20 protein-coding genes and 1 pseudogene are annotated in these 19,288 nt (G+C 74.7%); 9 read left to right on the top strand and 12 right to left on the bottom strand.

The annotated features are described in order from the left end of the window. Nucleotides 1–347 precede the first annotated feature (347 nt). Nucleotides 348–1,343 carry a chlorophyllase gene (locus tag AB0B83_RS23880; protein WP_357580025.1) on the top strand — a complete coding sequence of 332 codons (996 nt, stop codon included), beginning with the start codon at nucleotides 348–350 and terminating at the stop codon, nucleotides 1,341–1,343. Between the two features lie 46 nt (nucleotides 1,344–1,389). On the opposite strand, the gene AB0B83_RS23875 is transcribed toward AB0B83_RS23880, so the two are convergent. The 3 genes from AB0B83_RS23875 to AB0B83_RS23865 form a co-directional block, all read right to left on the bottom strand. Further along, complete coding sequence (locus AB0B83_RS23875; RefSeq protein WP_357580024.1) at nucleotides 1,390–2,352, bottom strand: zinc-binding dehydrogenase; 963 nt, start codon at nucleotides 2,350–2,352, stop codon at nucleotides 1,390–1,392. A 95-nt stretch (nucleotides 2,353–2,447) separates the two neighbouring features. Continuing rightward, nucleotides 2,448–3,623 carry an NADP-dependent malic enzyme gene (locus tag AB0B83_RS23870; protein WP_357580023.1) on the bottom strand — a complete coding sequence of 392 codons (1,176 nt, stop codon included), beginning with the start codon at nucleotides 3,621–3,623 and terminating at the stop codon, nucleotides 2,448–2,450. Between the two features lie 140 nt (nucleotides 3,624–3,763). Continuing rightward, on the bottom strand, nucleotides 3,764–4,114 hold the full coding sequence (locus AB0B83_RS23865; RefSeq protein WP_151457052.1) for a S24 family peptidase: 351 nt from the start codon (nucleotides 4,112–4,114) through the stop codon (nucleotides 3,764–3,766). 86 nt (nucleotides 4,115–4,200) lie between these two features. Between AB0B83_RS23865 and sodN the strand changes: the two genes are divergently transcribed. Both sodN and AB0B83_RS23855 read left to right on the top strand, forming a co-directional pair. Then, nucleotides 4,201–4,605, top strand: a complete 405-nt coding sequence (sodN, locus tag AB0B83_RS23860; RefSeq protein ID WP_088998581.1) for a superoxide dismutase, Ni — start codon at nucleotides 4,201–4,203, stop codon at nucleotides 4,603–4,605. A gap of 199 nt (nucleotides 4,606–4,804) precedes the next feature. Then, nucleotides 4,805–5,212, top strand: coding sequence for an ATP-binding protein (locus tag AB0B83_RS23855; RefSeq protein WP_132231108.1), 408 nt, complete (start codon nucleotides 4,805–4,807; stop codon nucleotides 5,210–5,212). Nucleotides 5,213–5,254: 42 nt separating this feature from the next. Here AB0B83_RS23855 and AB0B83_RS23850 read toward each other — a convergent pair whose 3' ends face one another. Next, nucleotides 5,255–5,644, bottom strand: coding sequence for a hypothetical protein (locus tag AB0B83_RS23850; RefSeq protein ID WP_311413043.1), 390 nt, complete (start codon nucleotides 5,642–5,644; stop codon nucleotides 5,255–5,257). Nucleotides 5,645–5,687: 43 nt separating this feature from the next. On the opposite strand from AB0B83_RS23850, the gene AB0B83_RS23845 reads away from it, so the two are divergent. Beyond that, nucleotides 5,688–6,638, top strand: coding sequence for a diacylglycerol kinase family protein (locus tag AB0B83_RS23845; RefSeq protein WP_357580022.1), 951 nt, complete (start codon nucleotides 5,688–5,690; stop codon nucleotides 6,636–6,638). 450 nt (nucleotides 6,639–7,088) lie between these two features. Beyond that, complete coding sequence (locus AB0B83_RS23840; protein WP_007072794.1) at nucleotides 7,089–7,346, top strand: WhiB family transcriptional regulator; 258 nt, start codon at nucleotides 7,089–7,091, stop codon at nucleotides 7,344–7,346. Between the two features lie 88 nt (nucleotides 7,347–7,434). Here the strand turns inward: AB0B83_RS23840 and AB0B83_RS23835 are convergent, their stop codons facing one another. Genes AB0B83_RS23835 through AB0B83_RS23820 form a run of 4 tightly spaced genes read right to left on the bottom strand, consistent with a single transcriptional unit; the run spans nucleotide 7,435 to nucleotide 10,890 of the window. Beyond that, nucleotides 7,435–8,196 carry a CbiX/SirB N-terminal domain-containing protein gene (locus tag AB0B83_RS23835; RefSeq protein WP_357580035.1) on the bottom strand — a complete coding sequence of 254 codons (762 nt, stop codon included), beginning with the start codon at nucleotides 8,194–8,196 and terminating at the stop codon, nucleotides 7,435–7,437. A 41-nt stretch (nucleotides 8,197–8,237) separates the two neighbouring features. Further along, entirely contained in the window at nucleotides 8,238–9,023 is a 786-nt protein-coding gene (locus AB0B83_RS23830; RefSeq protein WP_357580021.1) for a phosphoadenylyl-sulfate reductase, read from the bottom strand. After that, a complete protein-coding gene (locus AB0B83_RS23825; protein ID WP_357580020.1) occupies nucleotides 9,020–9,178 on the bottom strand; it encodes a hypothetical protein in 159 nt (52 codons plus the stop codon). The genes AB0B83_RS23830 and AB0B83_RS23825 overlap by 4 nt, the downstream gene beginning before the upstream one ends. Then, nucleotides 9,175–10,890, bottom strand: a complete 1,716-nt coding sequence (locus AB0B83_RS23820) for a nitrite/sulfite reductase (RefSeq protein ID WP_357580019.1) — start codon at nucleotides 10,888–10,890, stop codon at nucleotides 9,175–9,177. Before AB0B83_RS23820 ends, AB0B83_RS23825 begins: the two co-directional genes overlap by 4 nt. A gap of 345 nt (nucleotides 10,891–11,235) precedes the next feature. Here AB0B83_RS23820 and AB0B83_RS23815 point away from each other — a divergent pair, with 345 nt between their 5' ends. Next, on the top strand, nucleotides 11,236–11,703 hold the full coding sequence (locus AB0B83_RS23815) for a hypothetical protein (RefSeq protein ID WP_357580018.1): 468 nt from the start codon (nucleotides 11,236–11,238) through the stop codon (nucleotides 11,701–11,703). Nucleotides 11,704–11,818: 115 nt separating this feature from the next. After that, nucleotides 11,819–13,243, top strand: a complete 1,425-nt coding sequence (locus AB0B83_RS23810; protein ID WP_357580034.1) for a glycosyltransferase family 39 protein — start codon at nucleotides 11,819–11,821, stop codon at nucleotides 13,241–13,243. Nucleotides 13,244–13,388: 145 nt separating this feature from the next. Here AB0B83_RS23810 and AB0B83_RS23805 read toward each other — a convergent pair whose 3' ends face one another. Both AB0B83_RS23805 and AB0B83_RS23800 read right to left on the bottom strand, forming a co-directional pair. After that, nucleotides 13,389–15,005 carry a histidine kinase N-terminal domain-containing protein gene (locus tag AB0B83_RS23805; protein ID WP_357580017.1) on the bottom strand — a complete coding sequence of 539 codons (1,617 nt, stop codon included), beginning with the start codon at nucleotides 15,003–15,005 and terminating at the stop codon, nucleotides 13,389–13,391. A 25-nt stretch (nucleotides 15,006–15,030) separates the two neighbouring features. Beyond that, on the bottom strand, nucleotides 15,031–16,062 hold the full coding sequence (locus AB0B83_RS23800) for an SIS domain-containing protein (protein WP_132231368.1): 1,032 nt from the start codon (nucleotides 16,060–16,062) through the stop codon (nucleotides 15,031–15,033). Nucleotides 16,063–16,247: 185 nt separating this feature from the next. Between AB0B83_RS23800 and AB0B83_RS23795 the strand changes: the two genes are divergently transcribed. Then, nucleotides 16,248–18,059 carry a tetratricopeptide repeat protein gene (locus tag AB0B83_RS23795; RefSeq protein ID WP_357580016.1) on the top strand — a complete coding sequence of 604 codons (1,812 nt, stop codon included), beginning with the start codon at nucleotides 16,248–16,250 and terminating at the stop codon, nucleotides 18,057–18,059. A gap of 18 nt (nucleotides 18,060–18,077) precedes the next feature. Here AB0B83_RS23795 and AB0B83_RS23790 read toward each other — a convergent pair. Both AB0B83_RS23790 and AB0B83_RS23785 read right to left on the bottom strand, forming a co-directional pair. Then, nucleotides 18,078–18,588, bottom strand: a pseudogene (locus AB0B83_RS23790) (GNAT family N-acetyltransferase). Further along, entirely contained in the window at nucleotides 18,585–18,800 is a 216-nt protein-coding gene (locus AB0B83_RS23785) for a biotin/lipoyl-binding carrier protein (RefSeq protein WP_088973021.1), read from the bottom strand. The pseudogene AB0B83_RS23790 and the gene AB0B83_RS23785 overlap by 4 nt, the downstream one beginning before the upstream one ends. A 220-nt stretch (nucleotides 18,801–19,020) precedes the next feature. Between AB0B83_RS23785 and AB0B83_RS23780 the strand changes: the two genes are divergently transcribed. Continuing rightward, nucleotides 19,021–19,152 (top strand): hypothetical protein, encoded by a 132-nt coding sequence (locus AB0B83_RS23780; RefSeq protein WP_255421071.1) that lies wholly within the window; start codon nucleotides 19,021–19,023, stop codon nucleotides 19,150–19,152. Nucleotides 19,153–19,288 lie beyond the last annotated feature (136 nt).

Genomic DNA, 19,288 nt, shown 5'->3' with positions numbered 1-19,288 from the left:
AATGGTGATCAGGACGCCATGGACCCTAAAACCACCGGATAACGTCCATGGCGTCCTGATCACCGGGGCACCGCCAGCAGCCCGGACACCGCGCAACCCGGACACCGCGCAACCCGGACACCGCCAGCAGCCCAGGTGCCAGGCAGCCCAGGCACCGCGCGTAGCCCGGGCGCCGCCAGCAGCCCGGGCGCCGCCAGCAGCCCGGGCGCCGGCAGCAGCCCGGGCGCCGGCAGCAGCCCGGGCGCCGCAGGAGTGGTCAGGGGTGGCAGTGGGCGCGGGCAGCGCATGGGGGCGTACTGCGGCGGTCTGCGGCGTAGCGGGACGCGCCGCGAGGCACAATCGTTCCCATGCCGCGTCGTGTCACCCCCGCCCTGCTCGCCTCCGCACTGCTCACCGCCGGTCTGGTCGGCTGCTCCGACGATGCCGGGCCGGCCCCGCAGGCGGCAGGCTCACAGGCGGCTCCGCAGGTGACGGCCTCGGCGCCGCCCGCACAGGCGGCCGGCCCCACCCCGCAGGTGCCCGCCGGCACCGCACCCGACAAGGCCTTCGCCGTCGGCGTACGGCAGCTGAAGCTGAACCGCGACGGGAAGCGCCCGCTGCCGGTGACCGTCTGGTACCCGGCGGCCGGGCAGCCCGGCGGGCAGCCGGAGCGGTCGGCGGACGCCGCCACGGGGAAGTTCCCCGTGGTGATGTTCAGCCACGGGTTGAGCGCCCGGCCGGCCGACTACGAGACGCTGCTCACCCGCTGGACGGCGGCCGGGTTCGTGGTGGCCGCGCCGACCTTCCCGCACACCGCCCGGGGTGGCGACGGCAACGTGCTCGACGTGCTCAACCAGCCGGCCGACGTGTCGTACGTGCTGACCCAGGTGCTCGCCCTCGACGGCAAGGCCGGCGACCCGCTGCGCGGCCGGCTGGCCACGGACCGGGTGGCGGCGGCCGGGCACTCGGCCGGCGGGGTGACCACCATCGGCCTGTTCACCGCCGGCCGGGACGAACGGCTGGACGCCGGGGTCGTCTTCGCCGGCACGGCGCTCGGCGTCGGCACCGCCTTCGCGGGCGTCGCCGCCCCGCAGCTCTTCGTGCACGGCGAGGCCGACGAGGTGGTCGAGTACGCCGCCGGCAAGGCCGCCTACGACCGGGTGCCCTGGCCGAAGGCGATGCTGAGCCTGCCGAAGGGCGACCACGGCCGGGCGCTGCTCAGCGACGGCGCCTCGCTGCGGGTGGTCTCGGACACCACGGTCGAGTTCCTCCGCTGGTCGCTCTACGGCGACCAGGCCGCCAAGGGCCGCATCCCCACCGACGCCGCCCGCGACGACGTCGCCACCCTCGACAACCGCCTCTGACCGACGGTGGCCTCCCGACCAGGGAGGCCCACGGCGATGGCGGGACTCAGGCGGTGTGGTCGACGACGACCTTGCCGAAGACGTCGCCGGAGTGCAGGCGGGCGAAGGCGTCGGCGACCTCGCTGAACGGGAGCACGGAGTCCACCACTGGGCGCACGCCGCGCTCGGCGCAGAAGGCGAGCAGGGCGGCCAGCTCGTCGGGGGTGCCCATCGAGGTGCCCAGGATCTCCAGCTGCATGGCGAAGACCCGGCGCAGGTTGACCTTCGGCTCGTGTCCCGAGGTGGCGCCGGAGACCACGATCCGGGCCATCGGCGCGGCGGACTTCAGCGAGTGGTCGAAGGTGGCCGCGCCGACCGTCTCGACTACCACGTCGACCCGCTCCGGCAGTCGGGCGCCGGGCTCGACGGCGGTGGCGCCCAGCTCGGCGATCCGTTCCCGCTTGGCGGCGTCGCGGCTGGTCGCGTACACCCGCTTGCCCATCGCGGCGGCGAGCGCGACGGCCGCGGTGGCCACGCCCCCGCCGGCGCCCTGGACCAGCACGGCGTCGGCCTCGCCGACCCGGCCCACGGTGGTCAGCATCCGCCAGGCGGTCAGCCAGGCCGTCGGCAGGCAGGCCGCGTCCGCCGCCGCCAGGCCCGCCGGCAGGGCCAGCAGGTTCGACCGGGGTACGGCGACCCGCTCGGCCAGCGTGCCGGGGAAGTGCTCCGAGAGGATGGAGATGCCACGCGGGTCGCCCGGGGTGGGGATCACCGGGTAGACGACGACCTCGTTGCCGTCCGGGTCCACCCCGACGGCGTCGCAGCCGAGGATCATGGGCAGCTGCTCGGCGCGCAGCCCCACCCCGCGCAGGGACCAGAGGTCGTGGTGGTTGAGGGAGCTGGCCCGCACCTGCACGGTCACCCAGTCGTCGGCCGGGTGGGTCGGCTCGGGCTGCTCGCCGACGGTGAGCGCGGCGAGCGGGTTGGCGTCGTCGAAGCGGGAGACGAAGGCGGCACGCATGATCGGCACGGTAACAAGCCGAGCCCCCGGCAAGAAGGGCACCGACGCAAGGAAGGGCCCCTTCCTATCGCCTGGGCGACAGGAAGGGGCCCTTCCTCACACGTTCAGCGGGTGACGCCGTCGCGGCGCGCGGCCTCGGCGACCGCCTCGGCCACCGCGGGGGCGACCCGGGGATCGAGCGGGGACGGGACGATCGCCTCGGCGGTGAGCGACTCGGCCACCACGCCCGCGATCGCGTCGGCGGCGGCGACCTTCATGCCCTCGGTGATCCGGGTGGCCTTGGCGTCCAGCGCGCCCCGGAACACACCCGGGAAGGCCAGCACGTTGTTGATCTGGTTGGGGTAGTCGCTGCGGCCGGTGGCGACGACCGCCACGTGCCGGGCGGCCACCTCCGGGTGCACCTCGGGCGTCGGGTTGGCCAGGGCGAAGACGATGCCGCCGGGGGCCATGCCGGCGACCGCCGCCTCGGGGATCTGCCCGCCCGACACGCCGATCAGCACGTCCGCGTCGCGCAGCGCCTCGGTGATGTCGCCCTCGCGACCGTCGGCGTTGGTGGCCGCCGCCAGCTCGGCCTTGGTGCCGGTCAGTTCGGGCCGGTGCCGGCCGATGATCCCCTTGGAGTCGCAGACCACCACCTGGTCGGGGTTCACGCCGCCGGCGATCAGCATCTTCGTCACCGCGACCCCCGCCGCGCCGGCGCCGCTGACCGTCACGCGCAGGTCGCCGAGCTTTCGGTCGAGCAGCCTGGCGGCGTTGCGCAGGGCGGCGAGCACGACGATCGCGGTGCCGTGCTGGTCGTCGTGGAAGACCGGGATGTCCAGGGCCTCGTCGAGCCGGCGCTCCACCTCGAAGCAGCGCGGGGCGCTGATGTCCTCCAGGTTGATCCCGCCGAACGACGGGGCCAGCGCCCGCACCACCGCCACGATCTCGTCGACGTCCTGGGTGTCCAGGCAGACCGGCACCGCGTCGACGCCGCCGAACTGCTTGAACAGCACCGCCTTGCCCTCCATCACCGGCAGCGAGGCGCGCGGGCCGATGTTGCCGAGCCCGAGTACGGCCGAGCCGTCGGTGACGACCGCGACGGTGTGCGCCGCCCAGGTGTAGTCGTCGGCGAGCGTCGGGTCGGCGGCGATCGCCTCGCAGACCCGGGCCACACCGGGGGTGTACGCGAGGGAGAGGTCCTCGCGGCTGGTCAGCGGAACGGTCGAGGCGACGGCCATCTTGCCGCCCCGGTGCAGTCGGAAGACGGGATCAGCGGGGTCCACGGTGGACGATGACATGGTGACTCCAGGATCTGTCGAGCAGACGGGGCGGCCGGCGCGGACGCGAGGTGAGGCGCCGAGCGGCAGCACGCGGTGCGGGGGTCACCCGGGCACGTCTGGAGCATAGTGTCGCCACCGTCACACCGGTGTGAGCGGGGTCATATCCGCTGTGGGCGCACCCGCGCGGGCCGGGGCCAGTAGCGGGCCACCACGCGGCCCCGCACGTCGGCCACCCCGTACGCCCGGGAGTCGTCGGTGACCAGGTCGTTGTCGCCGCGCAGCCACCACCCGCCGTCCTGGGCGCGGATCGCGCGCTTGACCACGAGCAGGTCGGGGCGGCTGCGGAAGACCGCGACCACGACGTCACCGGGGCGGACCGCCCGGCCGCCGGGGCGGACCAGCACCGCGTCGCCGTGCCGCAGCGTGGGCGACATGGACGGACCGGTCACCAGTACGGCGGTCAGCGGCCACCGCAGCCGGGGGGCCACCGTCGGGTGATCGGTCCCCATTGGTTTCCCCTCCACCCGGCCTCCCCGGAGCGCGTCCAGGAGTAATGTCGTCTTGGATCATCGCAAACTTCCCATGGAGGATCCTGATGCGACTTCCGCGCATCCTTACGCCCCGCGTGACCGCCAGCGCCCACTGCGACCTGCCCTGCGGCGTCTACGACCCGGCCCAGGCCCGGATCGAGGCCGAGTCGGTGAAGGCGATCTGCGAGAAGTACCAGGCCAACACCGACCCCGAGTTCCGCACCCGCGCCATCCTGATCAAGGAGCAGCGCGCCGACCTGGTGAAGCACCACCTGTGGGTGCTGTGGACCGACTACTTCAAGCCGGCCCACTTCGAGAAGTACCCGCACCTGCACCAGCTGTTCAACGAGGCCACCAAGCTGGCCGGCGCCGCCGGCGCGAAGGGCGGCACCGACCCGTCCAAGGCCGACGAGCTGCTCCAGAAGATCGACGAGATCTCCAAGATCTTCTGGGAGACCAAGCAGGCGTGACCCTCACCGGTCCGCCGACGATCCGGCCGGCACGTCCCGAGGACGTGCCGGCCGTCGTCGCCCTGGCGCAGGAGCTGGCGCAGGAGTGGGTTCCCCACCAGCTCAGCGGGGCCGCCCCGACCGCTTCCGCGGCAGACGTGGCGGTCCCCACACGTTCAAGCGACCGAGCGGGTAGAGTCCCCGACCGGGGGGATGAGTGGTGACTCAACTGACCGGGCAGCCGACGACCGACGACGACGTCGTGCACCTCACCGTGCCCGCGGACGGGGGCTACCTCGGGGTGCTACGTACCGCCACCGCGGGGCTCGCGGCGCGGCTGCAGTTCGCCCTCGACGAGATCGAGGACCTGCGCATCGCCGTCGACGAGGCGTGCGCGATGCTGCTCGCCATCGCCACCCGCGACGCGGAGCTCGACTGCCGCTTCGCGGTCACGGACGACGCGCTCACCGTGGAGGTGACCGTGCCGACCGTTCGCGGCGCGACGCTCCCCGCCGAGTCGTCCTTCGCCTGGAAGGTGCTCACGGCGCTGACCACGGCGGCGGCCGCGACGGCCTCCGACGGCCGGGCCACCATCTCGCTGCTCACCCGCCGCGCCTCCGGCTACTGACCGGCCACCCACCGGCGCCGGGCCCGCGCGGGCCCGGCGGGGTCACTCGAAGCCGAGGGCCCGGGTGGTGGGGGTGCTCACCAGCAGCGCGGTCATCCCGAGGCCGAGCGCCATCAGCGGTACGCCGAGCCACCCCATCCCGCCCTGGACCATGAACCAGCCGATGGGCAGCAGCATCAACTGGAGCACGATCGCCGGGGCCCGGGCTCCCGCCTTCCGGCGTGCCAGCGCGCCGCCCAGCGCCCAGAGGGCCGCCGCCGCGCCGATGGCGAACGCGGTCACGAGCAACGCCGACGTGAGGTCGGTGGTCGTGGCGGTGAGATCGGCCCAGAGCAGCCACGCGGCGACCAGTCCCACGGCGACCGCCTCGGCCCGCAGCAGCCGGACCGCCCAGCTGAGGGTGGCGGGGATCGGGTCGGAGTCGATGGTCACGCGCGCCACGATACCCGTGGTGGCGCGCGGTACAGTGCCGCCCATGCGGGCCGTCCTGGTGGTCAATCCGAAGGCCACCACCACCAGCGAGCGCAGCCGGGACGTCCTGGTCCGGGCACTGCGCAGCGAAGTCGACCTCTCCGTGCGCTACACCCGGCGACGGGGGCACGCGACCGACCTGGCGCGCGAGGCGGCCGAGGAGGGCGTCGACGTCGTCGTGACGCTCGGTGGCGACGGCACGGTCAACGAGGTCGTCAACGGCCTGATGGCGGCGCAGCCGCCGACCATCCCCGCCAGCACCACGCCGGCCGAGCGGCTGCCCGCCCTGGCGACCGTGCCGGGGGGCTCGACAAACGTCTTCGCGCGGGCGCTGGGCCTGCCCCGGGACTGGCCGGACGGCACCAGCATGATCCTGGAGGGCCTGCGGCTGGGCCGCTACCGGACGATCGGGCTCGGCCGGGCCGACGACCGCTACTTCACCTTCTGCGCGGGCTTCGGCCTCGACGCGGCCGTCATCCACCGGGTGGAGCAGGCCCGCCGGCGGGGCCGGGTCTCGACGCCCGCGCTCTACTTCCGGTCCACCGCGGCCCAGTACTTCCTCAACTCCGACCGCCGCCATCCGGCGATCAGCCTGGAGCGCCCGGACGAGTTGCCGGAGGGCGAGCTGGCGACGGTCATCATCCAGAACACCGCGCCGTGGACGTACCTGGGCGACCGCGAGGTCAACCCGAACCCGGAGGCGTCGTTCGATCTGGGCCTGGACGTGCTCGCCCTGCGGCAGCTCCGGGTGGCCAGCACGACACGCACGGTGACGCAGTTCTTCTCCCGGACCCCTGATCCGCACGGCCGCCAGGTGCTGCGGCTGCACGACGTCGCGGAGTTCACCCTGGTCTCGGCCCGTCCGCAGGCGTTCCAGCTCGACGGCGACTACCTTGGCGAGCGGGAAAAAGTCAGATTCACATCCATTCCCGCCGCACTGAGAGTAATCTGCTAGGTCTCGGGTACTGCCCTAGGTCGACGCGGCCGCGACACCGGACCGATGCGACGGCCGCCACACCGAGGGGCTGTGCCGGAAATGTCAGCAATGTCACGCGGACTGTACTATATTGATCCTCGACAGTGGTACGCCGGGTAACCAGGAAGGCGCTGGAATCCGGACAAAGGGGTTGTGGGCTTGCTCACCGCCCGGAGTTTTTCCGAGCGTCACCCTTGACATCCCGGGCGTTCGTGAAAGTATTCACAAGCGAACTTGAGTTACCGGGACATTGTTTGGATAGGCTCGTCAGGTTGAGCTGTTCCAGCAGGTCCGCAGGGCCGACACAGCCTGCTCACGCACTGCCGAATAGGCGTACGCGAACCGTCACCATTCGGCGCTGCGGATGCATATAGGAAAAGCAACAGAAGCAATCTCTGCCACCCACCCAGAATGAGGAGTGTTGCCGCCATGGACTGGCGTCACCATGCTGTCTGCCGCGACGAGGACCCGGAACTGTTCTTCCCGATCGGGACGTCCGGGCCGGCTCTCCTGCAGGTCGAGCAGGCCAAGGCCGTCTGCCGGCGCTGCTCCGTGACCGACCAGTGCCTGCAGTGGGCGCTGGAGTCCGGTCAGGACGCTGGCGTCTGGGGCGGGATGAGCGAGGAGGAGCGGCGGGCTGTCAAGCGCCGCGGTGGCCTCCGGGTGCTGCGCGCTCACTCCGCCTGATCCCCACGCACCAGTCAGTACGCCCCGGCCGGGTACGCCCGCCGGGGCGTACTGCTGTCCGAGCCTGTGTTCGTGATCCGGCGTCCGATCATGGCCCGGCCGTGATCCCGGCCAACCGGCTCGCCGCGTCCACGCGCCGCAGGACCAGATCGGCCAGCTCCGGCGCGTCGGTCAGCGGGGCGGACACCGCCACCGCACCGGCGCCCCGCGCCGCCGTGGCGACGGCGTCGTGGAACAGGCCCGGAGCCAGGAAGTACGCCGACACCGCCACCCGCCCGGCGCCCCGGGACCGCAGCCGCGCCACCGCCGCCGCGACGGCCGGCGGGGCCGCCGAGGCGTACGACACGCGGGTGGGCACACCGAGACCGGCACGCAGCGCGGCGGCCACCCGGCCCACCGACCCGCGCGCCCGGGCGTCCCTGGTGCCGGCCGCGGCCAGCACCAGCCCGTCGAAGCGCCCCGCCCCCGCCTCGCCCAACCGCCGGTGCAGGCCCGCCAGCAGACCGGCGTCCACCGCCCCGTCGGATGGGCCGAGCACGTCGGTCACCCGTACCGCGATCGGTGCCCCTGACTCCCGGGCGGCCGCGACCGCCGCCGGGACGTCCACCCGCCGGTGGTACGCCGCGGTGAGCAGCAGCGGCACCAGCACGGCCCGGGGGTGCCCGGCGGCGGCCAGGTTCCGCAGCACGGTCGCCGGTCCCGGCTCGGTGTGGTCCAACCAGCTCGCCAGCACCGGCGTGCCCGGCCGGGCGGCCGACACGGCCCGGGCCAGCGCCCGGGTCGCCTCGGCGGCCCTCGGGTCCCGGCTGCCGTGGGCGACCAGGACCACCGGGTCGGCCGCCTCCGACAGCCCGGGCGCCCCCGACGCCGGAGAGCCCGGGACCGGCCCGGTCAGACGTGCAGGCCGCACTCGGTCTTCTCGAACATCGCCCAGCGGCCGGCCCGGGGGTCCTCCCCCGCCTTCGTGCGGCGGGTGCAGGGCCAGCAGCCGATCGAGCCGTAGCCCTGCTTGAACAGCTCGTTGACCGGCACGTTCCAGCGGGCGACGTAGGCGTCCACGTCGGCCTGCCGCCAGGCCGCGATCGGGTTGACCTTGACCTTGCCCCGGCGCGCGTCGAAGGTCACCACCGGCGTGTTCGCCCTGGTCGGCGACTCGTCCCGGCGGAGCCCGGCGGCCCAGGCGTCGTAGCCGGCGAGCGCCCGCTCCAGCGGCTCCACCTTGCGCAGCTGGCAGCAGTCGTCCGGAGCCTTGTTGAACAGGCGCGGGCCGTACTGGCCGTCCTGCTGGCCCACGGTCAGGCGCGGCCGGATCGAGCGCACGTTCACCGGCAGCGTCCGGGCCACCTCGTCGCGGACCCGGAGCGTCTCCGGGAAGTGCAGTCCGGTGTCGAGGAAGACCACGTCCACCCCCGGGGCGACCCGGGAGACCAGGTGGGCCAGCACGGCGTCGGCCATCGAGCTGGTGACGCAGAACCGGGCGCCGAAGGTCTCGGCCGCCCAGCGGGCGATCTCCAGCGCCGGCGCGCCCTCCAGGTCCCGGCCGGCCGCCTCGGCCAGCGCGCGCAGCTCGTCGGGGTCGCGCCGGGCCGCGTCGGCCGGAGCCGGAGCGCCCAGGCCGACCAGGCCCAGGCCCGCCGCCGAGACGAGACCGGGCCGGTCGCCCGTGCCCCCGCTCACCGGGCCACCGACCGGCCGAGCAGGCCGGTGAACTTCACCGTGAACACCCGGGCGCACGCGTGGCACTCCCAGGCGCCGTGGCCGGCCTCACTCGGCCGCAGGTCCTCCTCGCCGCAGTACGGGCAGTACAACGGCGCGGAACGGGTCTCGCTCATCGGAGTTCCTCCTCGTCGACCCTGATCACCCAGTTGGCGAACGTCTCGCCCGTCTCCCGGCCCGCCAGGTAGCGCCGGGCCAGCCGCTCCACGTACGCCGGAAGCTCCTCGGCGGTGGTCTTCAGACCGCGCAGCTTGCGGCCGAACCCGGCCGTCTGTCCCTCGGCCATGCCGAGCCCGCCGCCGAGGTGGACCTGGAAGCCCTCCACCTGGCGGCCGTCCGGGCCGACGACGAGCTGGCCCTTGAGGCCGATGTCGGCGACCTGGGTGCGGGCGCAGGCGTTGGGGCAGCCGTTGAGGTGGATGGAGATGTCGGCGTCGAAGTCCCGCAGCCGCTCCTCCAGCCGGGCCACCAGTTCCTCGCCGCGCGCCTTGGTCTCGACGATGGCCAGCTTGCAGTACTCGATGCCGGTGCAGGCCATCGTGCCGCGCCGCCAGGCCGACGGCTGCGCCTCCAGGCCGATCCCGCGCAGGTCGCGCACCAGCGAGTCGGTCCGCTCCGGCGCCACGTCCAGCACCAGCAGCTTCTGGTACGGGGTGAGCCGCACCCGCCCGCTGCCGTGCGCCTCGACCACGTCGGCCAGGCGGGCGAGCTGCCCGCCGGATACCCGGCCCACCACCGGGGCAGCCCCGACGTAGTTGCGCCCGTCGCTCTGCGGGTGCACCCCGATGTGGTCCACCGGCCTGTCGGGCAGCTGCGGGGCCGGGCCGTCGAGCAGCGCCCGGCCCAGGTACTCCTTCTCCAGCACCTCGCGGAACTTCTCCACGCCCCAGTCGGCGACCAGGAACTTCAGTCGGGCGCGGTTGCGCAACCGGCGGTAGCCGTAGTCGCGGAAGATGCCGACCACGCCCGCCCAGACGTCCGGCACCTCATCCAGCGACACCCAGACGCCGAGCCGCTTGGCCAGCATCGGGTTCGTGGACAGGCCGCCGCCGACCCAGACGTCGAAGCCCGGCCCGTGGTCCGGGTGGTCCACCCCGAGGAAGGAGATGTCGTTCGCCTCGTACGGGGTGTCGACCAGCCAGGAGATGGAGGTCTTGAACTTGCGCGGCAGGTTGGAGTACGCCTTGTCGCCCACGTACCGGCGGACGATCTCGTCGACCGCCGGCGTCGGGTCGAGCAGTTCGTCGCGGGCCACCCCGGCGACCGGGCTGCCCAGCACCACCCGGGGGCAGTCGCCGCACGCCTCGGTGGTCTGCAGGCCGACCGACTCCAGGCGGCGCCAGATCTCCGGCATGTCCTCGACCCGGATCCAGTGGTACTGGATGTTCTGCCGGTCGGTGATGTCGGCGGTGTCCCGGGCGAACTCGCGGGAGATGTCCGCCACCACCCGCAGCTGCGCCAGGCTCAGCTCGCCCCCGTCCACCCGGACCCGGAGCATGAAGAACTCGTCCTCCAGCTCGTGCGGCTCCAGCACGGCCGTACGGCCGCCGTCGATGCCCGCCTTGCGCTGGGTGTAGAGGCCCCACCAGCGGAAGCGGCCACGGAGGTCCTGCGGGTCGATCGAGGCGAACCCGTGGTGGGCGTAGATGTTCTCGATCCGGGCCCGTACGTTCAGCGGGTCGTCGTCCTTCTTGATCCGCTCATTGGGGTTGAGCGGCTCGCGGTGACCGAGCGCCCACTGACCTTCACCTCGGGGCCGGCGGGGGGTCCGGGCCGGTCGGGGGGACGTCGGGTCCCCGGCCCGGGCCGGGATGCTGCTGACCGCCATGGCGGCGTCCTCCGTTGTCTGCGGTGCCTCGGGAACACGCAAGGCGCGCGGCCGACCCGTCGGAACGGGCTGGCGACAACGGTGTCGGAACAGCCGGCGCGCGGCGCGCCCGAGACAGAGTGATCGGGCGTCGTCAGTGGGCCGGACAGATCGCGCTGCGCACGCGGCCGTAGTCGACGTGGCGACGAGCCACGAAGCGGCGGACGACAGCGGCGGTCATGGAAGTCATGCTGCCACACCCGACGAGGGCCGGCCAACGAGTGCGTGCGGGATCCCACATCACGGGCCACACCCCGACCACCGCCGATGCTAGGCTCCGCCGCCACCCGAACGGAGGAAACCCCGATGACCGACCCGCACGCCGACACCGCCACGACGGGCACCGGGACGACGACCGCCCCGGCCGCCGGCCCGGATCCCCGGCGTCGACGCCGCGTCGTGGTGGTCGCCGCCGCCCTGCTCGGGCTGCTCCTCGTGGGGGCCGGCGCCGTGGTGGCGTACCGGAGCTTCGCGTCGCCCGCCGACGAGGACAGCGGGGTACGCGCGTGCCGCTCCAGCGGGGTGCTGCTGCGCGGTGAGCAGGGGCCCGTCGTGCCCCGCGAGAAGCTGGTGGAGCTGACCGAGCTCTTCCAGGCCTCGGCAGACCCCCAGCTCGCGAAGGTCGGGGTCACCATGGTCGGTCAGGTGGAACGGGTGCAGCGTCTACGCGGCGAGACCGGGCCGGGGGCCGAGCTCTACCGGCAGACGCTGCGCCAGATCCTGCCCCAATTCGTGGCCGCGTGCGGGAAGCACGGGGTCACGGTCGAGGGCTGACGCCGCCGCCCGATCGGCGGATCGGCGCACCGGACGGCCGGACTGTGTGACGCTGCGGTATGTGACCGGTTCCGCTGACCCGCCCGGCGACCGCGTCCCGCTGGTGCGCGAGGCGGTGAGCGGGCCGGATCGCACGGGGCGGCTGATCTGGATCGGGCCGAGCCTGGCCACGCTGGCCGTGGTGCTGACCGGGATCGACCACGCGCAGCCGTGGCGCGACGAGCTGGCCACCTGGAGCGCGGCGAGCCGGTCGCCCGGGGATCTCGTCCGGCTCGCCGGCACCATCGACGCCGCCACCAGCCCCTACTACCTGTTCATGCACGCCTGGGTGGCCGTCTTCGGCGACTCGGTGACCGCGCTGCGGCTGCCCGCCGCACTGGCCATGGCCGCCACGGCCGGGCTGACCGCGCTCCTCGGGCAGCGCCTGCTCGGTGCCCGGGCCGGGCTGCTCGCCGGGCTGCTCCTCGCGGTGCTCCCGGGCACCTCGCGGTACGGCCAGGAGGCCCGCCCGTACGCGCTGGCCACCTTCCTGGCGGTGCTGGCGACCCTGCTGCTGGTCGAGGCGACGGCCCGACCCCGATGGACGCGCTGGGCCGGGTACGCCGCCGCCGTGGCCGCGCTCGGGCTCACCCACCTGGTCGCGCTCACCCTGCTCGCCGCGCACGCGGTGGCGGTGCTCGCCACCCGCCGTACGGGGCCGCCGAACCGCCCGCTGCGCTGGGCGCTCGCCCTGCTGCCCACCGTGCTGCTGCTGACCCCGCTGGTGCTGCTCGGCAGGGAACAGCGCTCCCGGCAGCTCGGCTGGGTGGATGCCGTCCGCCCCGACGACCTGGCCGCGCTCGCGGGCGGGGTGGCGCAGAGCGGGGTGGTGGGCGGGGTCCTGGTGGGCCTCGCGGCGCTCGGCGCGGCACGCCTGGGCCGGCGCGCCCTGCTGCCCGGGCTCGCCGTGCTGCTGCCCGTGCTGCTGCTCTTCGCCGCGGGGCTGGTCGTACCGCTCTGGGTGCCCCGGTACCTCGTCTTCGTGGTGCCCTTCGCCTGCCTGCTCGCCGGCGCGGCGCTGGCGACGGTGCCGCTGCCACCCGCGCTGGCCGTCGTCGCCCTGGCCGGGCTGCTCGGGCTGCCCGACCAGGCGGCGCTGCGGCGTACCCACGAGTGGCCGCGCAGCGCGACGGTGGACTACCGGGGCGCGGCCCGGATCGTCGCCGACGGTCAGCGGCCGGGGGACGCGGTCGTCTACTCCCCCCGGGAGAGCTGGCTCTTCCTCGACCTGGGCCTCGCGTACCACCTGGGCGACCGTCGGCCCCGCGACGTGCTGGTGACGCAGGACCAGGCCCGCCGGGGCGACCTGTGGGCCGCCGAGTGCGCCCGCCCGGCCGAGTGCCTGGCCGGCGCGGAACGGGTCTGGCTGGTCGTGGCCGGCCGCCGCGACGATCCGCTGGCCGCCGTCGCCGGCGCCAAGGGCGACGCGCTGCGCGCCGGCTACACCGTCGAACGGGTCTGGCCGCGCCCGGGCCTCACCGTCGCCCTGCTCACCCGCTGACCCACCCACCCCACCCCGCCCCGGCTCCGGCGACCGGCTTGATCGGTTGACGGGGAGCCGGGGTCGTGGGGCCTCCGGGGCCGGTTTCCGATCAACTGATCATGGCCGCCCCGGCACCCCCGGCCCTCGCGCCGGTGCGTCCGGGTCAGCCGGCGGGACGGCCCTCGGGGGCGTCGCGCACCAGCGGGACGACGAGCGTCGCCTCGGTGCCGCCCTTCGCGCCGTCGCGCAGCTCGATGGTGCCGCGCAGCTCGCCGGTGACCAGCGCGCGGACGATCTGCAAGCCGAGGTTGCCGCTCCGCTCGGCGTCGAAGTCGGGCGGCAGCCCGCGCCCGTTGTCGGTGACCGAGACGTGCAGCATCTTGCGGAACCGGTGCGCCGACAGCACCACCTCCGGCTCGACCGGACCGGCCGCCTCCGCCATGGCCGTTCCCGGGGCGGGCGGCCCTGCCGCGGCCGGGGCGGGGGTTCCGGGACCGGTCGGGACGCCGGGCGTCTCGGCGGCCGGCGGGAAGCCGTGCTCGACGGCGTTGAGCAGCAGCTCGTTGAGCACCATCACCAGCGACGTGGCGACCTCGGCGGGCAGCACGCCGAAGCTGCCCTCGCGCCGCATGCCGACCGTGGCCTCCGTCGCGGCCACCTCCGTGGCGGCACTGGCCACCCGGTCGACGATGCCGTCGAACTCGACCGCCTCGTCGCTGGACATGGAGAGGGTCTCGTGCACCAGCGCGATGGAGGCGACCCGGCGTACCGACTCCTCCAGGGCCACCCGGGCCTCCGGCATGGACACCCGGCGGGCCTGGAGCCGCAGCAGCGCGGCGACGGTCTGGAGGTTGTTCTTCACCCGGTGGTGGATCTCCCGGATGGTGGCGTCCTTGGTGATCAGGGCGCGGTCGCGGCGGCGTACCTCGGTGATGTCGCGGACCAGCACCAGCGCGCCGATCGGCACCCCGGCGGGCATCAGCGGCAGCGCCCGGGTGAGCATCGTCGCGCCCCGCGCGTCGATTTCCCGGCGGGGCGGCGCCTCGCCGCGCAGCGCCGCGAGGATGCCGTTCGCCGCGTCCGTGCCCTCCAGCGGGTCGCTCGCCAGCCGGCGGTGCAGCGCCGCCAGGTCCTCGCCCACCAGGTGGGAGGCGTAGCCCAGCCGCCGGTACGCCGACTGCGCGTTCGGGCTCGCGTAGGTGACCTTGCCGCCGGCGTCGAGCCGGACCAGCCCGTCGCCGACGCGCGGGGCCGACGTGGTCTCCCCGGGATGGCGCGGCGGCGGGAAGGTCCCGTCGGCGATCATCTGGGCCAGGTCGTCGGCGGTGGTGAGGTAGTTCAGCTCCAGCTGGCTCGGGGTGCGCGCGGTGGAGAGGTTGGTGTCCCGCCCCACCACGGCGATCACCTCGCCGGCCTCCCCGTCGGTGGTGCGCAGCCGGACCGGGATCGCCTCGTGCCGGGCCGGCACGTCGCCGTACCAGACCGGGTCGCCCTCCCGCCAGATCCGGCCCTGCCGGTGGGCCACCTCCAGGTGGGCCACCTCGGGCCCGCCGACAATCCGCCCCACCTGGTCGTCCAGGTACGCGGTGGGCGCGGTCGTCGGCCGGACCTGGGCGACGCAGAGGAACGCGCCGTCACCGTCCACGGGCACCCAGAGCAGCAGGTCGGCGAAGGACAGATCGGAGAGCAACTGCCAGTCGCCGGCGATCCGGTGCAGGTGGTCGATGTCGGCCGGGCGGAGGCGGGTGTGCTCCTCGGCGAGGTTGCGCAGCGTGGACACGTCGACCAGCGTGCCACGACGGGCGTCACATCGTCGCGGTGACCTTCTTCAGCCCGCGCGGCGCGTCCGGGTCCTCGCCCCGGGCGAGTGCCAGCGCCAGCGCCAGGCGCTGCAACGGCAGGATGTCCAGCAGCGGCGCGTAGCGCTCGTCGACCTCGGGGACGGCCATCCGGGTGGCGCCCTCGACGTCGGCGGAGCCGACCACCACCACGTCGGCGCGGCGCTCGCCGAGACGGGGCAGCACCTCGCCCATCGACCGGCCGCCCGGCCCGGAGCCGACCACGGCGAGCACCGGCACGTCCGGGTCGGTCATGGCGAGCGGGCCGTGCAGCAGGTCGGCGCCGGAGAACGCGAGCGCCGGCAGGTAGGAGGTCTCCATCAGCTTCAGCGCGGCCTCGCGGGCGGTCGGGTACGCGTACCCCCGGCCGGTGGTGACCAGCTGGCCGGCGAACCGGTAGCGGGGCGCGAGCTGGGTGGGGGTGGTGTCCTCCAGGGTGCGCGCGGCCAGCTCGGGCAGGGCGGCGAGCGCCTCGCGTTCGTCGGCGGGCAGCGCGCCGTCGCCGGCCCGGACGCCCTCGACGAGCATCAGCAGGGCGAGCAGCTCGGCGGTGTAGGTCTTGGTGGCGGCCACCGCGCGCTCGTGCCCGGCGGCGATGTCGACGCTGAGCTCGGCGACGCCGGCCAGCCGGGAGTCGGGCGCGTTGGTGACCGCGAGGGTCAGCGCGCCGGAGGCGCGGGCGGTGCGTAGCACCTCGGCGAGGTCGGGCGAGCCGCCGCTCTGGCTGACGCCGACGACCAGCGCGTCGGAGAGGTCCGGCTTCGCGCCGTAGAGGGTGACGACGCTGGGCGAGGCGAGGCCGGCGGGCAGGCCGAGCCGGATCTCGGTCAGGTACGCCCCGTAGAGGGCCGCGTGGTCGGAGGTGCCCCGGGCGGTGAAGACCACGTGCCGCGGGCGGCGTTCCGCGATGACCGCCGCCACCCGGGCGATCGCCCCGGCGTGCTCGGCGGAGAGCAGCCGCTCGTAGCCCGCCGGCTGCTCGTCGATGTCGGCCGCCATGCCGGCCCCTGCACGCGTCACGGAAACTCCTCCCACTGCGCGGTTGCCGCGCGTTTCCTGCTCAGTCTTGCACGTTTGGGCTGGCCTGAGCAATCGAACGAACAGTAGTGCGCAGATGATCACCATCTCGGCGCAACATCACCTAGGCTTGCCCGGCCCCACCGACCGACGAGCGAGAGGACGACGTGCCCGAGGACGACCGGTCGCTGTCCGCGGCGGAGGAACTTGCCCTGGCCCGCCTCGCCATGGACGACAACGACCTGGCACACGCGGCCGGTCACGTCGCCGCCGCGCTGGCCCAGGCCCCGACCCTGCCCGAGGTGCACGAGACCCTCGCCCGGCTCGCCGCCACCGACGGCGCGGGCGGCGTCGACCTCTTCCCGCTCCAGGGCCACGCCTTCGTCGGCACCGTCGTGGCCCGCGCGCACCTGCTCGCCGCCGCCGGCCGGCCCGCCGAAGGGCTGGACCTGCTGGTCGCGGCGACCGGCCACGCGCCGGGGACGGACTGGGCCGGGGTGCCGTGGGTGACCACCCCGGAACTCGCCGAACGCCTCGAACCGGACCGGGCCGCCCGGATCCTGATGCAGGTCTGCGCCGCCGTGCCCGACCCGGTGCCCCGGGCCGGCCGGGCCGCCCTGGCCCCCTACCTGGCACTGGCCCGCAACGCGGTCACCGTCCACCCCGAGCACGGCCTGCTGCTGGGCGCGGCGTCCGCGCTGGCCAGGCGCGTCGGCGAGGTCGACCTGGCGATCCGCTGGGCCGCCCGGGGCGTACGCGCGGAGCCGTCGAAGATCGGCGAGGTGTGGCTCGGGTACGCGTACCGCAGCGCCGGGCGCACCCGGGAGGCGCTGGCGGCACTCGGCCGGGCCGTCGCGCACGACCCCGACGACCTCACCGTCTACGCCGACATCGCCGGCACGCTCGCCGACAACGGGCGGCTCGACGAGGCGCTCGACTGGATCGACCGGGCGCTGGCCCGGGACCCCTCCTTCGAGTGCGCCGTGCACACCGCGCACCGGCTGCGGCACCAGCGCGACGGCGACGTGGCGCACCTGGTCGCGCTCGCCGACTTCGTCCGGGACCATCCCGACGACACGCACGAGCACGGCGACCTGGCCGAGAGCTGCCGGAGCCGGCCGTGGCTCGGGCAGGTCACCCCGGCGACCGGGCCGGTGGTGGACGCGCTGCGTCAGGCGGTCACCGACGAGCGCGTCGGCCTCGGCGCCGTACGGCTGGAGCAGCCCCCGCCGCCCAGCGCGCTGCGTGCCGCCGCGACGGCCGCGCCCGGGCTGCGGATCGAGGTGGCCGGCGTGCCCGACCCGGACCCGCGCGAGCCCCGGCGGGCGACCGCCCGGCAGCTCTGGCGGCCCGACGGGACGACTGTCGTGCCCGCCGTGCCGGCGCCCTCGCCGGAGGCGGCGGCGCGGCTGCGGCAGCTCGCCCACCCGGCGTGGCCGCACCCGCCGGCGGCGTACGACGCGGCGGTGGGCCTGGCCACCCTGGAACTGGACGACCTGCTCGGCCTGCTGGCGCACCCGCCGGAGGCGCCGCCGACCGCGTTGGGCCGGGTACTCGGGCAGGACCCCTCGCTCTGGGTGCGCTGCGTCCAGGTGTGGGCGTGCCTGGGCCTGCTGCACCACCGCACCGACGAGCCGTGGGCGGAGTCGACCCGGCGCCGGGTGCTGCTGGACCTGGTCTGGGGGGTCGAGGACTGGGTCACCGAGGCGGCCCTGTTCGCCCTGGTCACCGCCGCCTGGGTCGACCCGGACGTGCGCCCCGACGTGGCCCGGGTGGTGACCGAGCGGCTGGCCGACGTGGCAGCGGTCGCCCGGACCCGCCCGGTGCCGATCGCGCCGTCACTGGCGCACCTGGCCCTGGCCAGCCCGGCCCTGGATCCGGCGACGGCGGCCCTGGCCACCGCGCTGACGGCCACCGCCCCGGTCCCCCGGCCGCGTTCCCGCCTGCGCCGCCTCTGGGAGCTCCTCAGGCGCCGGTGAGCCGTCGTCGCCGGCGGCTCACGCGCCGGTCAGCTCCAGCCGCAGGCCGAGCAGGTGCACCCCGTCCACGGGCACCCAGTCCAGCTCGGGCCACCCGCACGAATCCGCGCCGCCGGTAGAGCCGCTGGGCGGAGGCGGCGAAGCCGTCGCGGACGCAGATGACGACTGCGGAACAGCCCAGCTCGGTCGCCCGCGACACGCAGGCCTCGACCAGCGCCGCGCCGACGCCCCGCCCCTGCGCGGCCGGGTCCACCGCCAGCATCCGGAACTCCGCCTCACCCGCCCGGGACAGCTCGGCGTAACGGGTGCCGGGCAGGACGAGGGTCACCGAGCCGAGCAGCTCGCCTGTGGCGTCGTCGACGGCGACGAGCACCTCGCCGTCCCGGGCCCGGGACGCCACGTCGGCGAGTACGGCGGCGTAGCCGTGCTCGTTCTTCAGCTGGCCGTCCGCCTCGTACGCGGCCACCGTCAGCCGGGCCACCGCCGCGAAGTCGGCCGGCCCGGCCCGGCGCACCGAGAGGCCGGTCAATCGATCACCGCGATCAGGTCACCGTCCTGCACGACGTCGCCCTCGTTGACCGCGAGCTGCTTGACGACGCCGTCGGACTCGGCGACGACCGGGATCTCCATCTTCATCGACTCCAGGATCACCAGGGTGTCCCCCTCGGACACGGTGTCCCCGGCCGACGCGACGACCTTCCAGACGTTCGCCACCATCTCGGCGCGGATCTCCTCGGCCATCTTCGGGCCCTCCCTCTCGCGGTTGCCTGCCGACGTATCCAATCATGCGGGCGACCTCCGGCGGGCGTGGAGCGGCGCGGGCCGGGTCGATGATCGACTCAGGGGCGGTCCCCCGGCGGGTCGTGCGGCGTGGCGCGGCGTCGGCGGCCCCGGCGGACGACGGCGGGTGCCGGCCGCACTAGCATCAGCGGGTCGGACCCGGCGCCGGGAGGACCGGTGCGTGCACCGGCGCCGAGATCGTGCGCAGGCGGGATCCGACCATCACGAGGAGGTCACCATGGCGAAGAAGGCCCGCAAGAAGAAGGCCCGCAAGAAGAGCGGCGCGAACCACGGCAAGCGCCCCAACTCCTGACCGGCGGGCCGGGCCCCACGGCCCGGCGTCGACCAGTCGGCGCGGACGCCGGGACATGTGCTCCGGCCTGGCCCAGCAGTACGAGGGCACCAACGTGTCGCTCTCGCTGCCGTCGACCCGGGTGGACGCGTTCAAC

It is taken from the genome of Micromonospora sp. NPDC049060, assembly GCF_040649055.1.
In the GTDB taxonomy this organism is placed as follows: Bacteria; Actinomycetota; Actinomycetes; order Mycobacteriales; family Micromonosporaceae; genus Micromonospora; species Micromonospora reichwaldensis.
The sequence above is the reverse complement of the archived record's forward strand: the minus strand, read 5'-3'. Positions and strand labels throughout refer to the sequence as shown.